The organism is Rufibacter roseus, from assembly GCF_001647285.1.
GTDB lineage: Bacteria > Bacteroidota > Bacteroidia > Cytophagales > Hymenobacteraceae > Nibribacter > Nibribacter roseus.
Map to the genome: position 1 here is coordinate 139,921 of NZ_LRML01000007.1, position 19,022 is coordinate 158,942.

General features: G+C 45.5%; 15 protein-coding genes. 6 read left to right on the forward strand and 9 right to left on the reverse strand.

The features are described from left to right. Positions 1–19 precede the first annotated feature (19 nt). The 3 genes from A8O23_RS12290 to A8O23_RS12300 are packed head-to-tail and all read left to right on the forward strand — an operon-like array spanning position 20 to position 3,422. The gene (locus tag A8O23_RS12290) at positions 20–1,303 is read left to right on the forward strand and encodes a hypothetical protein (protein ID WP_066621621.1); all 1,284 of its coding nucleotides are present in this window, start codon (positions 20–22) and stop codon (positions 1,301–1,303) included. Positions 1,304–1,309: 6 nt separating this feature from the next. Then, positions 1,310–2,779 (forward strand): ATP-binding protein, encoded by a 1,470-nt coding sequence (locus A8O23_RS12295; RefSeq protein WP_066621623.1) that lies wholly within the window; start codon positions 1,310–1,312, stop codon positions 2,777–2,779. Continuing rightward, positions 2,772–3,422 (forward strand): response regulator, encoded by a 651-nt coding sequence (locus A8O23_RS12300; protein ID WP_192849046.1) that lies wholly within the window; start codon positions 2,772–2,774, stop codon positions 3,420–3,422. The genes A8O23_RS12295 and A8O23_RS12300 overlap by 8 nt, the downstream gene beginning before the upstream one ends. 67 nt (positions 3,423–3,489) lie before the next feature. Here the strand turns inward: A8O23_RS12300 and A8O23_RS12305 are convergent, their stop codons facing one another. The 4 genes from A8O23_RS12305 to A8O23_RS12320 all read right to left on the reverse strand — a co-directional run bounded on the left by A8O23_RS12305 (position 3,490) and on the right by A8O23_RS12320 (position 8,171). Then, positions 3,490–5,553 carry a T9SS type A sorting domain-containing protein gene (locus tag A8O23_RS12305; protein WP_066621625.1) on the reverse strand — a complete coding sequence of 688 codons (2,064 nt, stop codon included), beginning with the start codon at positions 5,551–5,553 and terminating at the stop codon, positions 3,490–3,492. 26 nt (positions 5,554–5,579) lie between these two features. Beyond that, the gene (locus A8O23_RS12310) at positions 5,580–6,911 is read right to left on the reverse strand and encodes a DNA/RNA non-specific endonuclease (protein ID WP_082883026.1); all 1,332 of its coding nucleotides are present in this window, start codon (positions 6,909–6,911) and stop codon (positions 5,580–5,582) included. Positions 6,912–7,181: 270 nt separating this feature from the next. Further along, positions 7,182–7,580: a nuclease A inhibitor family protein gene (locus A8O23_RS12315; RefSeq protein ID WP_066621629.1), complete on the reverse strand. Its 399-nt coding sequence runs from the start codon at positions 7,578–7,580 to the stop codon at positions 7,182–7,184. A 141-nt stretch (positions 7,581–7,721) separates the two neighbouring features. Further along, positions 7,722–8,171, reverse strand: a complete 450-nt coding sequence (locus A8O23_RS12320; protein WP_066621631.1) for a GNAT family N-acetyltransferase — start codon at positions 8,169–8,171, stop codon at positions 7,722–7,724. A 352-nt stretch (positions 8,172–8,523) separates the two neighbouring features. Here A8O23_RS12320 and A8O23_RS12325 point away from each other — a divergent pair, with 352 nt between their 5' ends. The 3 genes from A8O23_RS12325 to A8O23_RS12335 all read left to right on the forward strand — a co-directional run bounded on the left by A8O23_RS12325 (position 8,524) and on the right by A8O23_RS12335 (position 12,515). Continuing rightward, positions 8,524–9,060 (forward strand): transposase, encoded by a 537-nt coding sequence (locus A8O23_RS12325; RefSeq protein WP_066621633.1) that lies wholly within the window; start codon positions 8,524–8,526, stop codon positions 9,058–9,060. Between the two features lie 252 nt (positions 9,061–9,312). Then, the gene (locus tag A8O23_RS12330; RefSeq protein WP_082883039.1) at positions 9,313–10,476 is read left to right on the forward strand and encodes a glycoside hydrolase family 43 protein; all 1,164 of its coding nucleotides are present in this window, start codon (positions 9,313–9,315) and stop codon (positions 10,474–10,476) included. A gap of 1,394 nt (positions 10,477–11,870) precedes the next feature. Continuing rightward, the gene (locus A8O23_RS12335) at positions 11,871–12,515 is read left to right on the forward strand and encodes a recombinase family protein (RefSeq protein ID WP_066621634.1); all 645 of its coding nucleotides are present in this window, start codon (positions 11,871–11,873) and stop codon (positions 12,513–12,515) included. A 229-nt stretch (positions 12,516–12,744) separates the two neighbouring features. Here the strand turns inward: A8O23_RS12335 and A8O23_RS12340 are convergent, their stop codons facing one another. The 5 genes from A8O23_RS12340 to A8O23_RS12360 all read right to left on the reverse strand — a co-directional run bounded on the left by A8O23_RS12340 (position 12,745) and on the right by A8O23_RS12360 (position 18,990). After that, positions 12,745–13,668 carry a hypothetical protein gene (locus A8O23_RS12340; RefSeq protein ID WP_066621636.1) on the reverse strand — a complete coding sequence of 308 codons (924 nt, stop codon included), beginning with the start codon at positions 13,666–13,668 and terminating at the stop codon, positions 12,745–12,747. A gap of 86 nt (positions 13,669–13,754) precedes the next feature. Continuing rightward, the gene (locus A8O23_RS12345; protein ID WP_066621638.1) at positions 13,755–14,411 is read right to left on the reverse strand and encodes a hypothetical protein; all 657 of its coding nucleotides are present in this window, start codon (positions 14,409–14,411) and stop codon (positions 13,755–13,757) included. A gap of 233 nt (positions 14,412–14,644) precedes the next feature. Continuing rightward, positions 14,645–15,340: a hypothetical protein gene (locus A8O23_RS12350; RefSeq protein ID WP_066621639.1), complete on the reverse strand. Its 696-nt coding sequence runs from the start codon at positions 15,338–15,340 to the stop codon at positions 14,645–14,647. Positions 15,341–15,374: 34 nt separating this feature from the next. Then, on the reverse strand, positions 15,375–16,877 hold the full coding sequence (locus A8O23_RS12355; protein WP_066621640.1) for a DUF7017 domain-containing protein: 1,503 nt from the start codon (positions 16,875–16,877) through the stop codon (positions 15,375–15,377). After that, entirely contained in the window at positions 16,867–18,990 is a 2,124-nt protein-coding gene (locus A8O23_RS12360; protein WP_066621642.1) for an ATP-dependent DNA helicase, read from the reverse strand. Before A8O23_RS12360 ends, A8O23_RS12355 begins: the two co-directional genes overlap by 11 nt. Positions 18,991–19,022 lie beyond the last annotated feature (32 nt).

Consider the following 19,022-nt stretch of genomic DNA (forward strand, 5'->3'; position numbering starts at 1 on the left):
TTTGACTAGTCCTTACAAAATGATTGTTAAACCACATACCACCTTACACAACCCACTAGTAGAGGGCATAAAAGTGGTGGGCATAGGCAAACACGGCAGCAAACCTCTTTCTACGGCTCTTATCAACGAGATTACACAATACTTGCAAGAAGCTGAAACCATTGCTATTCAGAAAGGGGCTTTCTTTGGTTCGTTACTAGCCAAAGGCGTTACCCCAGAAGAGCAACAGCTGCTGTTGGCCTTGTGCCCTTCGGCTCAAAAAAATGTGGAGCAGCTTTATGACGCCCTCTGCCCCGACGCCCCAGCCGAGATGCAACCAATAGGGCTCAGGCTGTTGCAGAAAGAAACGCTCTCTCAGGCAGAAGCCAAACAATTAGGTCTATTCCTGTTCTCAGATAATACAGGAGAATCATTCAGAGGCATGGCGGCCAGTATGCTCCGAATCCGTTATGAAACCGAAGAAGAATATGCAGGACTTCTGGAAGCTGCCAATGCCTGTTTTAGGTCTGTTTTTCAAAAAACACCGCCAAAACGGCAAAACCACCTGATTCAATTAGCTGAACCTTTTGATGGGGTGGAACACTCTTACATGATCACTCCGCTTCTGGCCCAGGCGTTTCAGCAACAAGGATTCCAGACGGTGGTGAGTTTAGGGAGATCCTCTGGGCCTAAGCTCTCTTTGAACTCTTTAGATATCTATGAAGGCTTAGGCAAGCCTTTTCTGCAAGGTAATCTGGACCTGGAACAAACCTCTTCAGAATATGGGTGGGCGCTGCATCAGGCAGATGTAGCGCCCACCCTAGACCAGTGGGTGGAGCGCCGTCGGCTTATTTTCAAACGACCATTCTTGGCTACTCTGGAGAAAGTCCTGAACCCTTGCCAGGCAAATATTTTAATCACCTCTGTCTTTCACCTGACTTACATTGACAAAATGATCACCTTGTCGGGCATGGCCGGTTTTGAGGGAGTTATTGTGCTGAAACGCGGTCTGGAAGGAACGTTGGCGCCTTCTATTGCCAAAGCCAGTGGAATTGTCTGCGCCGCCCGCCAGCCCGATGGTTCATTTCTGAAGAGGTCTTTTGAGGCAAACCAGGAAGAACTACTACCCTTTCGGGCAGAAGCAGATGATATAGTAGATGACCTAAAGACCGATGAAAATCTTCGGCTGACCATACAGTACAGCCAATACGGCTCCACCGGCAATATAGACTTTGACAAAAGAGTACAGCTTGCATTAAGACTCTACCAGCAGGGACTTGATTGGCTTACTTCCCACTTGGCACCTTCCGCCACTCTATCATAATTTCCTATGCCTCGTTCCGCCAACCCTAACATACACCGCAGCATTACCCGCCTGTACTTACTGGCGCTTACCGCTGTGGCCCTGCTTTCTGTTATCGGCCAACTGCTTATTCAGCAGTCTCTGCAAAACCAATTAAGTGATTCCAGAGTGATAAACGTGGCAGGGCGGCAGCGCATGCTCAGCCAGAAAATAACAAAACTAGCCTTACTGCTGCACTATTCCCCAGACCGCCAACAGCGCTCTGAACTTAAACAGGAACTGGATGATGCCTTGGTGCTGTGGCAGAGCAGCCATTACGGCCTGAAAAACGGTTTATTACCCGACTCCCAAACCTCCGTACCGAACAGTGACACCATTGCGCAGAAGTTTGCTTCCATAGAGTCTTACTTCCATGCAATTTACCGTAGTGCGTGGGCTGTCAGTTCTTTTTACCGTGCCCCGCAGCACACAAACCCCGACTCGTCTGTACACGCGCACCTGAATACTTTACTCCAGCAAGAGCCCCACTACCTCTCAGGCATGGACGAGATAGTATTCCAATATGACGCTGAAGCCAGCGCCAGAGTAAATCAGCTCCGCAAAGCAGAATGGATGCTGCTTTGGATAACTTTAGGCATTTTGGTACTGGAGGCAATTTTTATTTTCAGGCCCGCAGTAGGTCAAATCAAGTCTACCATAGCCCAGCTTGTACAGGCCGAACAGAAAACCAAACTATCGAACGATGAACTGGCACAGGCAAACCAACAACTGAAAGAAACACAGGAAGCGCTGCTTTTGGCCTCTCAAGTGCAGCACCAGAGAGAAATAGAAGACCATAAACTAAGGGCGGCTTACCTGATGGAAGGCCAAGAAGAAGAAAGGAAACGCATTGCCCTTGAGATTCACGACGGACTGGGCCAGATGCTGACAGCCCTGAAGTTTGGTGTTGAAAAAGTGAGCGACTCAGTCAACGGCTCAGAAACTGCGCAGCAAAACGTGAAGGAGCTCAGGGAACTAGTCAAGCAGACCATAGCCGAGGCACGTTCCATTTCTTTTGACCTTATGCCTGCTGTACTGCACGATTTCGGGCTGGCGTCCGCCCTGAAGCTCCTCGCCTCGCACACCTCTTCCACAACTGGCTACCCAATAAAGTTTACCACTAACTGGAAAAACGAAAGGTTGCCCAAGAATATGGAGGTAGGCCTGTACCGCATCTGCCAAGAGGCTATTCAAAATGCATTGAAATATGCACAGGCACAAAGCATCACCGTTGAACTGACCGCCAAAGCCAAGAACATCCACCTCCGGATAACTGACGATGGGCTTGGCTTCGACACAACTGAGCCAGAGGCCGAGACAGAATCTCCGAACCACGGCATCAGCAACATGAAAGAGAGAGCCCATCTATTAAGTGGCAGCGTTTCCATTCAGTCTAGCCCTGGGCAAGGCACCCAGATTTATGTAAAAGTGTCGCATTTAGTTTACCAACATGCATAAAATCAAAGTACTGCTGGCCGACGACCACAACCTGGTACGCAACGGCATTAGGTCTTTACTGGACAACCAAGAAGACATAGAAATTGTAGGCGAAGCTCAAAATGGCGCTGAAGCTCTGGCCAAGGTGCAGGAACTAGCTCCCCACGTACTCATGATAGACATTGCCATGCCTGTCATGAACGGATTGGTGGCCACGGAGAAACTACAGCAGCAGAATTCTCCGTGCAAAAGCCTTATTCTGTCTATGCACCACAACGAAGACTACATTCTAAAATCGGTGCAGATGGGTGCTCATGGCTATTTGCTCAAAGACACCTCCCGTGAAGAAATGCTGCAAGCCATTCGTGCCGTGGCCCGCGGAGAAAAGTACTTTAGCCCCTCCGTCTCACAGGTGATTGTGGCTTCTTACCTAGAGCAAATGCAGAAAGTGGCAAAACCGGCTCCCACCAAAGCCAAGCTTTCTAAAAAGGAGAAAGCCGTATTGGTCCATTTGATAGAAGGAAACAGCAGTCGGGAAATTGCTGAAAAGCTGAACCTGAGTACCCGCACTGTTGACAACCACCGCGCCAACATGATGAGACGCCTTGGCGTGAAAAACGCGGTGGAGTTGGTAAGAAAAGCCTTGGCTGAGAAGCTGGTGTAAGACATGGCAAAAACAAAAAGAGGCGCTTCATACGTGGGCGCCTCTTTTTGTTTGAAACAAGTTTTTTCTACTGAAGCACTACGTGTCTTCTTACGACTCCCTTGGCTGTTTGAACCACCAGAAAGTAATTTCCTCTGGCAACTTTAGACACATCAAGTGAAGCGGAAAGATCTGCACCAGCAATTTGCTCCTCCTGAACCAGAACCGGACGACCCACGGTATCGAACAGTTTGATAGTGGCTACTCCTTTGCCAGCACCCTTCACCTGCACCTGCAGTGTGGAAGTGGCGGGGTTTGGATACACGTTCGCGTTTGAGGCCGCTAACTCTTTTGGAAGGCCCAACACCGTGCTTTTAGCCGCCTCTGCGTAAGAAGTGGCTATTCTAATGCCATCTATGGTAAGCTCAGGGAAGTTTGTTCCCTGCCGGAGCGCTACCGTTCCTATTTCAGTTGGCGAGGAAGAACCTTGCGTGTCTACGGCCTGAGCCGTAGCCGGCTCCACCCCTAATTCTGGATTCACATAAAGCTTTGTTACGTTTCCGGAAGAAGTGAAATCATACCGCACTACCAACAGGTGCGTCTGGTTGACCGCATACTCCTGCTGTGTGTACACGGCGTCGGGGCTGTTGGCCGCTCCACTAATCCCAAACTGCACCCCGCCTGTGCCGGAGCGAACGTGAACCTTTGCCCGGAAAGTAGAGCCAAGGTTCTGCGGACCCAGGTGAAAGAAGTATTCGCCATTGGGTTTGGCGGAGGCTACATTTACTAAAAAGGCCACAAAAACTGGAGTAGAGCGCTGTACTGGCCCAAACTTTTTGCTTACATCCTGACCGTTTACGTTCATCACAGCCGCGTTGCCACTTGAAGAAGAATAGAAATCATAGACCAGATTTGCAGATGAAACCGTAATAGCACCGCTTGTTCCACTGTGGGCCGTCCAGCCTTTCTCAGTTAAGGCGGTACCTTCCGGATAGTCGAAATTCTCTTCAAAGAGCAAGCCCCCCACCGTGGCCGAAGTCTGTTGGCTGGCACGACCTGCCGCGGTAGTAAGGTAGTTTTCTGTTCCAAGACCATTTCCTTCAGCGTATTCAAACACCGCAAAATGGTAGGTAGTGCCCACGGTGAGGCCGCTGACCGTTACTTCGTTTGCCCCGCCGTTATATACCACATAGTTGCCTGAACCCAATTCCTGCCCTTTCTTAAAAGCGGCATCGGCGGCGTAAGCTTCTCTGTCTGTTGGGGTGGCATCAACGGCTGCCCCTTCTTTTATGAGTACTAACTTTTTGTTCCCGTCGCCCCCGTTCAGGGATAACACCAAAGAGTTAGATGTTACATTGCTGAAAGCTATAGTGGATGGGGTAGTTGGTTCTGCCGCCAGATCTGGAACGGACGTGGTAAACGTAAACTGTTCTCCGTATGAAGTACCCGCCCCGTTGGTGGCATACGCCCGCACGTAATAGGTGGTGCTGTGCTTCAGGTCGGCCAGTTCCCGCGAGAAAGCAGCCAATCCGCCGCCCATGTCAGCTTTGCTGTCTAGCAAGGTAGGGTTCTGCTTTGTAGACCACACTAAACCTTTGCTTGTCACCTCAGAGAGCGGAGACTCACACTCCGTACCGCCACAGGTGGCCCCGTAGTTCCCTATTCCGGTTACCGCTACTGTACCAATGGTAGGCGGATAAACCGCACCCAGACTTGTGCCCGAAACAGCCACGTTTTGCGTGGTGGCACCGGTGCTGGCTACACCAACGTTGGCGCTGTACGCCCTATCTGAACTGGTGGGGATAAAACGCACTTCCACTGTTTTGGAGGCCACTCCGCCATTTTGCGGAGCGATGGCAACGGTTCCGCAAGTAAAAGTTGTAGTGCCAGATAGCCTTACCTCAAAACCTTCGGGTGCTGTGATCACCACCTCGGCAGTTAATCCGGAAGCGGTAACTGAAAAGGTTTTAGGGCTGGAGACGGTGCCTACTTCCTGAGAACCGAAGCTCTCTAAAGAGGCAGTGGACAGGGTAATGGTTTGCGCCCCTGCTCTGCCGGAAAAGAAAAGCAGGAAAGCCAAAAAGGAAAGCAGCAATCCAGAGCGGTTAGAGAACCCCTTTTGACTCCTGCGGTTAGAAGTAATATTTTTCATGATAAGAAAGTAAATCTGAAGGGGAATTAATTGATAACCGTGTTGTCTACTTTTGACTCTACAACTGTTTGTACAGAGGTAGGCAGGTTTGAGAGTAAGTCAAGACCAGTGGCGGCCTCAATGGCATCTATGGAAGTGCGGTAAAGAGACCAGGGGCTACGGATGTTGTTATCATTAGGTGTGTCTACGGCAATAATCCTGGTGCCGGCACCTATGCGAGACAAATCATTATCTCCTACAGGCAAAATCACCAGCACTTTCCAGATGCGGCCAGGAACCGTGATGCGCCCGCCGTCAATGGTGTTGGTGATGCCTCCGTTGGCGCCTGTACCACCCTGACCATAGCTCCCCATAATGATGTAGACCTCGTTGTTCGGCAGAAAGGATCTGGCATAGGCTTCCAGGTCGTTCCAGATGCCCTGGTTATGCAGAGGAGCCTGCGGAATGATGTTGGTCATTAGGAACGTGGCGTCATTGTCCTGGGTATTGGCTTGCCTGTCGGCCGACGGAACGTTGTGCCCACGGTCAAAGCCGCTGCTCCGGTAGCTGTCGCCATTAGCGCGGTACCAGCCGGCCGGCAGCGCAGGGTCTTCACGGAAATTATCGGTGCGCACGTTAATGACGTTGTCAGAGGCATCCAGGTGCCAGCTTACCCAATTTGGAGTAACTCTGTCGCGGCTATAAGACAAAGCATACTCTCCTTTGCGCATGAGGTAGTTGTTCGGGTCAGATAGATCAGCCTTGGCACCACTCGGGTTACCAAGCGCCATGTGGTCGTTGTCGGGGTATTGCTCGCCCAGCGTAGACCCAAAGTCACTGACGGAAAGGTCATCAATGTTCAATTCAGACCCTGTACCGGTCACCTTCCGGATTTCCAGCTTTACCGGCCCCGGCATGTTGGCAGCAAAAAGGGCGGTCTGCAGTTTGCCTTCTGAGGTGATCACGGTGCTGCCCAGCTTCACCCATTTGTTACAGTTGTCGTCGCGCATGGCCCAGAGCTCCCAGGCGCTGCTTCCGCCGGTGCCGTACACGCCGTGCTGCACCTGCACCATTCCGGCGCCGTTAGGCAAGGTGAACTCCATGGTTAGCTTTCCTCTCTGCCGCAGCCTTACAGATTGTTGTCCGTTTTTGCGGTCCAGCCCGGAGTTGGCTAAAATGGCTTCGTCAAAAGACCAGGAGCCGCTGCCCAAGGTCACAGAGCCAGGCAGGTAGTCCTGCTTGACAGCAGCTTCAAATGATTCGGAGAAGACAGTGGTTTGGGCGTGGGCGGTGGAGAGGCCTCCACCTTGCATCATCCACCAAAATAAGGTGGCCAGGGGCAGAAGCCTTCTTCCCCTGAATTTGTAAACACAAAGCATAAAAGCGGGTTTGGGTAGTATAAGAAAAGATTGTAAAGATCTATATATTATAGATATATATACAAACTTTCTTATGATTACCTTTTGCGGCCGCTCATTATCTTTTTGTTACCACGGCCGCCGCCACTAATTTTCACCCAAGTTCCCGCTATACCTGTTTTGGGGCTATTTTTCTGAAAATAGCCCCAAAACGCGGGCTCTAATGAGCGGTGGCAACCGGCATATTTTCATTTTTGAGCAGGACATGTCTTTCCTTTTGTGCGGAGCTGCTTAGGTTTCAACCAAGGTAGTTTTCAGGCCAACCAGCTGACCTTCAGTATCCCAACCTAAGAGGTAAGCAGTGAGGCGAATTTTGCCCACCCGATAGACCTGCAAGTGGTGAAGCGACTGCAGTAATAGCCTTTCCAGCTGCTGGAATTTCAGGGCTTCCTGCCTTCTCTCCTCCCGCATCTCTGGCCAAACTTTGGTCATGTTCCGGAAGAAAAACGATAGTTCCTGGGTATCAACTGGCGTTGTGGCGGGCAACTCTAAACGTCTAAGAAGCTGTGCAGAAGAGAAAGAGGCTTTCTCTTGCGCCCCGAAGTCTACAGCCTCAAAAGGCGCATCGGTCTCGCTGCGGTAAAACAGCCCCTGGGCGGCCTGCTCCAGTTCTATCAGTATTTGCTTCATGCGGGAATATTACGATGCTGGCGCTTCAAAATTAAGCTCCGGCTCTTGAAGTACGAAGGTAGCCTACCTGAGCTTCTGTTTTCGGCTTGTTTTCATCAAAATAAGCCGAAAACGCAGTTTATGGGCGTTACAAAACAGCTTTTACTTTCTGACCATGTGGATGTGGTCAATGCCGTCTTCGTCGTACACCTCCCCTACCTGCTCAAAACCCAGGCTTTCGTAGAATTTCTTGGCGTACAGCTGCGCTCCTATTTTAATGGGTCCCTGCCCATACAATTCCTGAATTTTGTCTATAGATACCTCCATCAATTTTCTACCTACACCGGTACCTCTCACGGCACCACTAGTCACTACGCGGCCAATGGACATTATCTCCGGGTAACTCACCCCCGCCGGCACCAACCTTGACGAAGCCACTAACTCTTGCCCTCGGTAAAACAGCACATGATGACACAGCTGGTCTTTGTTGTCCAGGTCCAGGAACACACAATTCTGCTCCACCACAAACACATCGCTCCTGAGGCGGAGGTTGTCATATAGTTCACTGTTAGTTAGTTCTGAAAAGGGTTTGCAGAGGATGGTTAGTTCCATGAAAAAGGGTAAGGGATAATTGAGAAGGCAAAGCTACGGGAAAGCATTGAAAGAAAGGGGCTGTTCAGGAGCTGGAAAAATTTCTAATTCCCACAAAGCCCCACAAAAAAATGTACGGACAGGTCGCGACCTGTCCCCCACGCATGCCTGATCCATCCGCATTGCCCGTATCTGCATTCCCGAGAATTCCTCTTTAAAGTTTCATGGGGAGCGATGACGTGATGGAGCCGCAGGGACAGGTCGCGACCTGTCCGTACACTTCTTGAATTTTTGTGGGAGGCGGGAGTTAGGAACGAGTTGGGGTTATTGCCGTAGAGAAAGGATAGTTTATCTCTGTTTTTGCCCTGTTTTCATGAAACCAGCCCGAAAACACAACCGCTTGCCGCAGTTCGATTACCGTCAGGAAAGGCTGTATTATGTGACGGTCTGCGTGAAAGACATGGCCTGTGTTTTTGGGGAAGTGCGGGCCGAGCAAATGTGCCTGAATGCCTATGGCTCCGTTGTGGAGAAACAATGGCAATGGCTGGCAGAGCAGTATACGTATGTTGTATCGCATGCCTTTGTGGTCATGCCCAACCATGTGCATGGTATCTTAGAAATAAAGCAAGTAGCTGAGGAAGCGGATTTGGCCACAGCTGCTGATACTCTTTCTCAAGGCTTTCCTTCCGCAAAAGCACCTAAAATAAAATCCTTATCAGAACTAATAGGAGCTTTTAAAACCACTTCCTCTAAACTAATCAAGCAAGCGGGTCTGCCAGATTTTGCCTGGCACCGCTCCTTCTATGACCACATCATTAGAGACGAAAGAGGCTATGAGAAGATTAAGGATTACATAGACACCAACCCCGCCCGCTGGCACGAAGACCGCTACCGCCCCGGAAAAGAATAGAGAAAAAAAATAAATGTACGGACAGGTCGCGACCTGTCCAATCGTTCCCGATCCTCCTAAGCAGCTACCCACTCATTCCAAATCTGCGCGCTTTCCTGATCATCACAAATGCTAGATATTCCAACAGGAAACGCTACCTGCCTCCCATGTAGATTTTTTACCAGAAAACCGCAGATCACTTCCATTAATTTTCCTGCTTTAGTATTCATTTCTTTTCCTACTTTTAGACAGCTTAAACCATTAACCAAACCTATGTTTAAAAGAACAAGCTACCTCCTCCTATCCTTCGGGCTGCTGCTGGCTGGTTGCAACCAGACTACCCAAACTCAGCCTACTGCCCATTCTTCCGCAGACACCGCCTCTCAAACGGAAACGTACCAGAACCCGCTAGACGTGCAGTTCGGTGACCCTTACGTGCTGTATGATCAGGCAAGCAAAACTTACTACATGTACGGCACAGGCGGAGGCGCCCACGAAGGCTTTGCCACCTATTCTTCTAAAAACCTGGTGGACTGGAAAAATGAGGGACAGGTATTCTTCGGAAACAAGGAGGGATCGTGGGATGTGAAAAACTACTGGGCCCCTGAAGTGTACCACGTGAACGGCAAGTACTACATGTTCTACAGCGCCGACTGGCGCCATAATCCAAATAACGAGGAAGAAAACTTCCGTATTGGTGTGGCCGTGGCCGATAAACCCACTGGGCCGTTCAAAAACATATCAGACAAACCCATCTTTGACCCTGGCTACCCAATTATTGATGCCAACGTGTATTTTGAGCCGAATGGCAAAATGTACCTGTACTACTCGCGGTGTGCCTATAAACATCCGGTAGAAAGCGAAGTAGCCGACTGGGCTAAAAAGGAACGCCTTTTTAAGGAGATTGAAGAAAGCTGGGTGTACGGCGTAGAGCTGAATCCCGATTTTAGTGGGGTGATTGGAGAACCTGTGCTGTTGCTGAGACCACCGGTAAAGATGAACGACACCCAGGCCGAATGGGAAAGCCGCTCGGTTACCTCTAAAGAAGTGAACCGCCGCTGGACCGAAGGCTCCTACACCATCAAGCACGGAGACACCTATTACATGATGTACTCGGCCAACTACTTCGGGGGGAAAAATTACGCTGTAGGTTATGCCACCGCCAAAAATCCATTGGGCCCCTACACCAAAGCGGCCAACAACCCTGTGCTGCAAAAGAACAACGAGCAAGGCGGCGTAGTCACCGGCACGGGACACAACAGCATTGCCTATTCCCCAGACGGTAAACAGATGTTCTGTGTGTACCACGGTCGCACCACCGCCACCGGAGAAGAGCGGGTAGTGTTCATTGACCCTATGCGTATTGAAAAAGATGGCAGACTGGTAGTAGATGGCCCCAGCACTACTCCTAAGCCCATGCCTTTAAGCAAGTACTGATGCTTTTTTCTGTTTCAGGCCTGTTTTTTTGAAAAGCAGGCCTGAAACAGCATTATCTCAGACCTAATTTTTTTCAGAAGTTATTTCGCTACGGTAGCTGCCCCTTTGTTAGCTTGGCAGTGTAGTCATACAAAATGCCCTTCCCTCGTTCTTTAGATAAGGGCTCTCTTTTTGAGGGTGAACCCGTATGGGCTCGAACCTAATACCTACTTATCATTAATTAGTAGATCAATTTATTTATTCTCCTTTTTACATCAAGATTATTTGTATTTGTGACATCGTACATGAACCTATTAGCTCCTGTTTATTTTTAATCCTACCTTAAATTTAAGCAACTGCTTTCGTTTGGTTACTAATAAAGGCTACTCTGCCGAGTCCTGCTTCATAAGGCAAAACGGAATAAATTCCTTCTTCTAAATTGTTATCGGCAGCTTATGGAGTAAAAATATCTTCTGAATCAAAGTTTCACCAAAAACTGGTAGAGGCTTCGTTGAGTTATAACTATCCCTTCTGACTAATTGAGATGCTGGAAAAAATTATAAAAAAATTGACTTTTATTAAAGTGGTGAATCATGGCCTGAGCCTTTTTTTAGACTCGGCTTCTACGCTTTTTTCTTGTTCTTTTTAATTGTATCACTTGCACTTCCTGCTTGTTAATAGAAAGACTAAAGAAGATTATCAACTATACTACCAAAGCCTCTGGAGATAGCTCCCGCTTACTTTATAGTGCTGCTCATCCGATAACTTCCTCGTCGCAAGTCTTATTCACCATCTGTCTTCCTGTGGCAGAGAACTCATACCGCTCCGGCTGAAATGGCTTCCCGTGGACCAAAACGTTGAGAAACCCTTTCGACACAAGCTTGTTGATGGACTCATAAATACTCGGGAGGAAATAGCTCCCCTGTAGGTAATCCTCCACCTTTGCGGCGGTGAAGGTGAACTTAGCCAGCGACAGCTGATAGCAGGCGCATAGAATCTCCCAGTCCCGCTGGTGCAGCCCATGCCGCTTCTTCAGTTTTTTTATTACTTAGTGCTGCACGGCGAAAATTCCTAGTAGGTCGTTCCTATTGCCCATAATGGATTATAAGGAATATAAAAAGTGATCTTTAGGGAGTAGCTGGAACAGTTTCATGTATAACTAGTAAATAAATTCCTAGCGTATCCCCACTCTATAAATTTACTTTTTTTAAGCAAGAATTCCCGCTGATGCATATTCATTGGCAGTTTCATCTTGACCGAAGTGTATCAAAATAAAGGTAAGGCCACCACACCCCTCCCCTGTTCACTTAATTGATACTTTTCTCCTATAAAAGTGTGCCACAAAAATCATTAGTTAAATTTGACACAATGATTACCTTTTCTTAAATTAGATTTCCATTCATCTTAGTTCATCTATGAAAGCAGCAGTCTATACAAGAGTATCTACCGGTAGACAAACTACAGATAGGCAAATGGCAGAATTGAATGAGTATGCCAAACGCAACGGGTATGAAATCGTTTTATCTGTCTCTGAGACAGTTTCAGGGAGCAGAAAGAAGTATGAAAGGCCTGGCTTAGAGAACATAATAAATCTGGCCAGAAAAGGAGAAATAACAGAGGTTTTGTCACTGGAACTATCCAGGCTAGGAAGAAACGCCATGGATGTAAGGCAGATAATCCTAGATTTGGCTGATCTTGGGGTGTGTACCCACATTGTGAACAAGAACCTCCGCTCCCTCGATGTTAATAGGAAAAAAGACACCGTCACTATGCTTATTTTGGGCGTTCTGGCAGACCTTGGAGAGATGGAAAGGGAAACCCTTACCGAAAGGATAATCAGCGGCTTAGAGGAGGCCAAAAGAAACGGAAAGCACTTAGGAAGGAAGAAGGGCTCATCAAAGCCTCAGGAGTTATTCTTAAAAGAAAATAGAAAAGCAGTTGAGTATTTAAAAAATGGCAGATCTATCCGTGAGACAGCTAAGCTTTGTGACTTGGCTCCTAATACCGTGATGAAGGTTAAGCGTCTTATATTAGATAAGAAAGAACAACATAAGGGTTAGGGTTTCTATTGTCCAAGATCTTATCCTTATCAGGTGATGCAAATCATGTAGGATTAAAAAAATTGCAAGCTCTCAATTAGGGGTACCCGGTCATACCCAAGGCGTTTAAAGCTAAATTTTCACCCCACCCTTTTTACATAAGCTCCCATACGTTGTGGATCTATTACACATGCATTATAGCCTGATGTTTAAATTGCATGTATAAGTTGGTGTCAACATACAATTAAGTTTAATAATGTGCACCAAGTAATTCCTTTATGTATTTAATATATCTAAATGTACTTTTATCCAATTTATCCAAATGCCATTCTGATTCAATGTTAATATGATATGGATTTAGATTTAAGGCTGAATTTATTGCATAAGTAAACCTGCCAAGAAGTGAACGATATCTTTTCCACCATCCTTTGCCTTGTGTTATTCCCTCCTCTTGGAAGAAATTATATATTCCCATACAATTTCCAACTAAAACAAAATTGCCGTCGCCTACATCTATAACCCTTTCAATTAGATTATAAGGGTGTTTAGGGTCCAGCCAAATTTGCATCAACTGTCTAATAAAGAGGCATGATTGGCCATTACAGACGATAAAGATATGTTCCTGGCGCTCATTATTCTGATATGTTCCTATCCAAGACACCTTATCTGTTTTATAAACTGGATTATCAGAAGAGTTCATTAACCATTGAATAACACCTTGAAGATTAATGTATAAATCATTAAACCAAACTTCCTCAGGGGTTGTGTTCTTTATGATAGTAGACTTTTTCTTCTCTTTAAGTTCAGGTGAAAAGATTCCTTTTTCTATCCCTGTTGGACACCTGTTTTCCAGAATGAAACCTTCTATCTGCTCAAGCACCAATGGCAAACAACATTTGGACCGCAGCTCTGAGGCACCTTCTACCGAAAAGTATGGTATGCCAACTTTATATTTAATTTTATAAAATTCGGGAATATGAAAACTGCGAAATTTACCAAGTAACTTCTTCTCAAACTTTCTGATGGCAGACTTATCAGGATGGATAAAAAAGTAAGAGTTCTCAAGGTTCCACTCATATTTTGAAATAAGGCTTTTTAACCTCTTCCAGTCTCCGCAATATCCAATTTTTATTAGAGGCTCCTCATCCGAAACTAAGACATATAATTTATACATAAAACTGTAATTAGCTGTTGTGTATCGGAAAAGGTAAAACACTAGTTCAATAAACCACCCTCAGCTTTATATAACACCTTGCCCTTTCAATCTTGACTCTGGACATACTCCAAGGGGAAAATACTATAGTTTCTTTCTAGTTCGTCATACTCCTTGAAATTGAAAGAATCTAATCTAAACATCCCATTCATTTGAACGTTATCCAAAAACTTTGCTATTATCGGATCAATGTCTATCAAATTTAACAGTTTAGCCTCTACCAAAGGAATAGGTTCTTTGGGCAAGTAAACCTCTGACCAACCATAGAAGATCCTGTTGAAGCTCCAAGGCTCCATTTCATGCTCGTAAAAATAACCCACTTTATCTCCGTGGTAAATAATTCTTTCAGAAACAAGAACAGTTAAGTTCTCTATACTCCATTGAAGGTCACCTTTTATCCGATTCACATCATGCGGTGTAAAATAAATTATGCTCCCCAACTGGTAAAGTTCGTTCGTCTCACTCACTCTGCCTATTAGCAATTCCTGCTTTATCTCCAGAATCTGAACCCAAAAGGATGTACAAAAATAGTCTAAACACTTTAGTGTGCCCCCATTGTAATCAATGTGTGACCTCCTTGCTACACTAAGTAAAACAGATAACCCTACTTTTAAAATGGAAGGGTCCAGATCTCCATAGCAGCCTGTGTAGAAGGTGTAGAGAGGGATGCTAGGAAGATGGGTGAGAGCGGGAGAGACGGACATGGGGTTCTACAAATTCATTGCTGATAAAAACTTTACTCAGGATTTGTTAAATACCTTTACCTATTAAGGCACATTTCATTTAGCTTAGCCCTTACTTATGGCAGAAAACCCAAGCCGCACTGAAACAGCTAATTATTATTGAATTACTTACCTTAATAACGCTGATAAAAACGGTTTTTATAGAAAGCATAATGCTTAGTAGTCAGGGTAAGTATAGGTAAAATTAAGATGCTTTAATATGGGTCATTATCATCATCTTCGTCATAATACTTATCCTCGGGCAATACATAATCTATAGGGTATAGGTCGAGGTCTCTTTCTTCGGAGGTATATTCTATAAAGGAGTTGTCTTCTGTACGTATCATTCCGTTGAGCGGGAGCACTTCCAAATAGTTGGCAACAATGGGATCTATAGACACCAGCTTAGACAGTGGTATCTTCATAACATAAATGTCCTCCTTTAGCTCATGCATTTGTGATACTGAAAAAAACACTCTGCTATAACACATCGTTCTACCTATATCTGCATAAAGAAAGTATCCCACCTTTTCCCGTAGCAAACCAATCCTGGCAGAAACCACCACAAATAAATTATCTATGTTCCACTGCAGGCCGCCTTTCACAGAACCTATATTTTCGGGTCTAAACTTAAATATACTGCCAATCTTAAACAGGTCAGTAGGTTCTTTTACCTCACCTATTAAAAGATTGCTTCTTACTTCAGTTACCTCTATCCAGAAACTATAGGCGCAGCCTGATAAATCATAAATAGTACCACCATGAAAATCAAGAAGATCAACAAAAACAGCAATAGTTACTGAAATACCAGGTTTGACTATGGAGGGGTCAAAGTCATGATGGTAATGTCCAGATATGAATTCGATTAGTTTTACTTCTTTATTAGGTTTGTATTTCGGGGAAACGGACATAGATGATTAACCAATGCCATTGGTAGAGAGAATTCTAAAACACCGTAATTGCTTTCCACCCCCACTGATTCTTTTTTGAATCAAAAGTGTTCATGGCCAATCCTTTAATCTGCATTCCATTTGAAAGATTCTTTAAAGAAATAAGAGAAGGGTTTATGAAAATATTTTCAATAAAGCCAAACCCTTTCCCCTCAGGAACTCTGGCCACACCATCAAATTCTTTCAGGTACTTTTGCTTAAGCTCTTCATCTGATGTTAAAGAAGCAGTGTAAATCTGGCAAGAGCCCTCCTTACAGCCATTCTTAAAACGCACTCTCAGAATATCCCCTATTGCCACTTTCTTCAGGAACCGGTCATACTTGAAGAAGCCTGTATTGCCTTCCTTGGTAATGAAATTGAGCATGTTTTTATCTGTATTGACAAAAGAGACAATGATACACTCCTCCGGAACATCATGAAACAATATGCCTTCTGCCTCTTGCTCATACTTTTTATAGAAATCAATGTTAGACTTCCTGGCTTTGGCTTGTTTGTACCATTCAGAATTTTGCCAGTTAGTTACACCTGCTGGAATTCTCCAGCCATTGCCACTTCTTGCGGCTACTAATTTCTCTATTTCTGTTTTAGCTTCACTATAGAGCTCCCTTTTAATGAGCAGGGCTGCCAAGCGTTGCCTTAGGTTAACAAGCATCTCCTCTGGGCTATGACAAAGCAAGGCGCGGCAATAGCAAGTCAGAATTTTATCTTCATCACCTTTGAAAGCCTCACTGAGCACGTCCCACACCCAAAAGTCGTTTCTTTTCTTTTTTGCGAAAGGCAAAAGGGCCGCCAACATGTTTTCCTCGTCGCCGAGAGCCAACAGAAGCTTGGCTTTGTAAAAGGCAGGATAGGTGTAATTAGGGTAATTCTCTACTATAAAATCAAGCTTAGGCATAAAAGCCTCTACTTTCTCTCTGTCAAACTCCACCACACCAGGAACTACATGTTTGGGCAGAAGCTGCTTGGCATAAGCGGTATAGGCCTGCTCAGCCAAAGCCATCATTTCCTTACCGTTTGGTAAAGTCTCTTTTTGATAGTCCTCTTCCCTGAAATTTTCCAGTCCCCACCAATCTGCGAAAGCCAAAATGTGCTGTGAATCTTTAAAGCCCTTGTGAAAAGCGCCATAAAGCGAAGAATACCAAACTGTTTGTTTATTAAGGGGGAAGTCCTTTACCTTATTAAACAATGTGAGCAAGTCCTGTGTATTTGGCTCTGGTTGGCTGGTTATCTTGCGAGCGGCCATTGCTATAACTATAGACAAATTATCATATAGCATTTCCTCGGTGGCCGGCAATTCCAGGGCCGCCAGTTCCTCAAGTTTGGAGTAGAAAAGGTCTAAATCCTGATGGTCATTTTTAAGTTGGCTATACAGTACCCAACTCATGTTACGCTTTGCCCAGATATCATCAGGAGATGCCTCTAACTCAGCTTTCGCCATGGCGTAGGCTTCTTCTAATTTTCCTGCTTTGCGAAGTTCCTTAATCTCTTTAGCTGGCATATTGGGTAATTGTGGTAATTAATTGATTTAGTTTGTCATCCTGTTCTCCAATCACAGACTTAGGAATCGCTTTTGTTAGCTGTATCTTCCCATTGAAGTAGAACTGGATATAAGAGCTAATTCCAGAAGTTCTGAGGTAATAGGTAACATAGTACTTTGCTGGAAACTCCATAATATTTGTTATGGACACTTCAGCTGTGTCACAACCAGCTTGGACTATTGAATATAGCTTTTCTAAGTTAGGGTGAGACGGGGTATAATCAACCCTGAACCGCCTTTCATAAGGTTGGTTAATAATAGCCAATAAGCATTTCGCTTCTTCTGATTCTGCTCCAACTAAAACAAAGTCACTAAATATCCCTGCGCCATCATGAAATGCCTGGGCCCTAAGAGCCTTACCATCCTTTCTGAAAAAGTAAATTTCCAGATGAGGTCTTGTTTCAACCCGCTCAAGGGAAAAAGTAGTGTCAGCAACCTTTTCTACAATCTCATGATACTTTAAACTCTTACAGGCGTGAGAGCCTGCTGGGTGGAAAGGTGACAATGGAATGTTGTTGAACTGAATCGCCTCATTTGGCACATTACCAATCGGTCCAATTGGGGCAAAAGCAAGCTTGCTGAATGCTGTAAAATAAGGTGGATTGATATTGTAGCACTTGTCCTTCGCCCTGGTAACAGCTGTATAAGACCAGCGAAGTTGAGCGTCCTTCAATCCCGTGCGGCCATAGTAGTCTACAAATACGGTAGCCCATTCACCGCCTTGCGACTTATGACACGTGATGGCATAGCCATACTTGATGCGAAGAGCATTATAGTAGGGGTCTGCCTTTAGCTGGTTTCGAAACTCCTCCGATCCTTCTCTGAATGTAGGTAATCCTTGTTCTTTCCTTCTTCTCTGCTCCTCATTGAACCGAATGATAAAATTGATATATAGTGCTTTAAGCTCTGTTATCGATAGATCAGCAGCGGTATTGTTCAAGAGGTTGTCGAAGACTTTGCACTTGATATCCTCCGGATGGTTCGGAAGCTTAATAACAATGTCCCGAAAAGTTAATGTGACAGTTTTCTTTACCTTTTCGCGACCTTCTGTTACATAAACAGGAGCTGATTGCGTCTCAAGTCTCTCAGTTACGGCAATGACTTTAGCCATATCCCCATTGTAAAGCTCGGCCCCATAGGTATGGTAGTTATTATTATTGATCAGGATAACATCGCCAGCCACTATATCCTTACAATTCGGGAATATCCTTTCACGGATAGATTTATTGTATGAAAGGCATTGGGCATTGCTAAACGAGATTACCACGCCGTTACCCACTTCGGGCAGCGGGAAGTGATTGGTATAGCATTCGGCTATGTCTTCAGCATTCGCTTTGATAAAATGCTTGTTATCGAAATCTAATTCAAGCTCAGTCCTGACAGGGGTTGCCAATAGGTTTCTGAACTTTGAGGCATTGTGAAGGATAGGATTCTCAGCAGCCTGGCGCATTACGGTCTTCATCTCAGCCTCGGCCACAATAATCTGGCGCTCTTCAAAAAAGCTTCGCTCAAAGGCTAAGGATGTAGGATCAGTTACGGGCGGCAGCTGCGCAGGATCACCAACGAAAATGACTTTATTCCTAGAAATTTTGATATTAGAATAGGTAAGCAGATCTGATAAAAGTTTACCCGTGCCAAAAGTAAAAAGTTCATGCTGAACCTTATTATCGGAAATCATTGAAGCCTCATCCACTATGATGACTCTTTCTTTTTCATTCTCTTCCTTGATGGGGAAGTAATAATGAAATGACTTTTCTGCTACATCTTCTGATTCAACTTCTTTTAGCTGTAACTTCTCAAAGTTATAAATACCCCGGTGTATGGTAATACCACGTCCAGTTCTATCACGCAATACCTTAGCAGCTCTTCCCGTTGGAGCCAGCATAGCAAAGTCTTTCCCTAAAGCTTTTAGGTGTGCTACTAATCCTTTTAATATGGTGGTCTTACCGCTTCCAGCATAACCTTTCAACATGAAAACTTGACTGTCGCTATTCAAAAAGGATTCAATCCTTTCTAAGGCTGTTCTTTGGTCATCACTGAGTGAAAGTTGTTGGAAGTGGTTAAATATGCTCATGTTTTATCGATTACAAAACAAAGGTATAGAGC

Bases quoted from the DNA above. Each gene is read 5' to 3' on its own strand.
- A8O23_RS12290 (WP_066621621.1), top strand. From the start codon at position 20: ATGATTGTTAAACCACATACCACCTTACACAACCCACTAGTAGAGGGC.
- A8O23_RS12295 (WP_066621623.1), top strand. From the start codon at position 1,310: ATGCCTCGTTCCGCCAACCCTAACATACACCGCAGCATTACCCGCCTG.
- A8O23_RS12300 (WP_192849046.1), top strand. From the start codon at position 2,772: ATGCATAAAATCAAAGTACTGCTGGCCGACGACCACAACCTGGTACGC.
- A8O23_RS12305 (WP_066621625.1), bottom strand. From the start codon at position 5,553: ATGAAAAATATTACTTCTAACCGCAGGAGTCAAAAGGGGTTCTCTAAC.
- A8O23_RS12310 (WP_082883026.1), bottom strand. From the start codon at position 6,911: ATGCTTTGTGTTTACAAATTCAGGGGAAGAAGGCTTCTGCCCCTGGCC.
- A8O23_RS12315 (WP_066621629.1), bottom strand. From the start codon at position 7,580: ATGAAGCAAATACTGATAGAACTGGAGCAGGCCGCCCAGGGGCTGTTT.
- A8O23_RS12320 (WP_066621631.1), bottom strand. From the start codon at position 8,171: ATGGAACTAACCATCCTCTGCAAACCCTTTTCAGAACTAACTAACAGT.
- A8O23_RS12325 (WP_066621633.1), top strand. From the start codon at position 8,524: ATGAAACCAGCCCGAAAACACAACCGCTTGCCGCAGTTCGATTACCGT.
- A8O23_RS12330 (WP_082883039.1), top strand. From the start codon at position 9,313: ATGTTTAAAAGAACAAGCTACCTCCTCCTATCCTTCGGGCTGCTGCTG.
- A8O23_RS12335 (WP_066621634.1), top strand. From the start codon at position 11,871: ATGAAAGCAGCAGTCTATACAAGAGTATCTACCGGTAGACAAACTACA.
- A8O23_RS12340 (WP_066621636.1), bottom strand. From the start codon at position 13,668: ATGTATAAATTATATGTCTTAGTTTCGGATGAGGAGCCTCTAATAAAA.
- A8O23_RS12345 (WP_066621638.1), bottom strand. From the start codon at position 14,411: ATGTCCGTCTCTCCCGCTCTCACCCATCTTCCTAGCATCCCTCTCTAC.
- A8O23_RS12350 (WP_066621639.1), bottom strand. From the start codon at position 15,340: ATGTCCGTTTCCCCGAAATACAAACCTAATAAAGAAGTAAAACTAATC.
- A8O23_RS12355 (WP_066621640.1), bottom strand. From the start codon at position 16,877: ATGCCAGCTAAAGAGATTAAGGAACTTCGCAAAGCAGGAAAATTAGAA.
- A8O23_RS12360 (WP_066621642.1), bottom strand. From the start codon at position 18,990: ATGAGCATATTTAACCACTTCCAACAACTTTCACTCAGTGATGACCAA.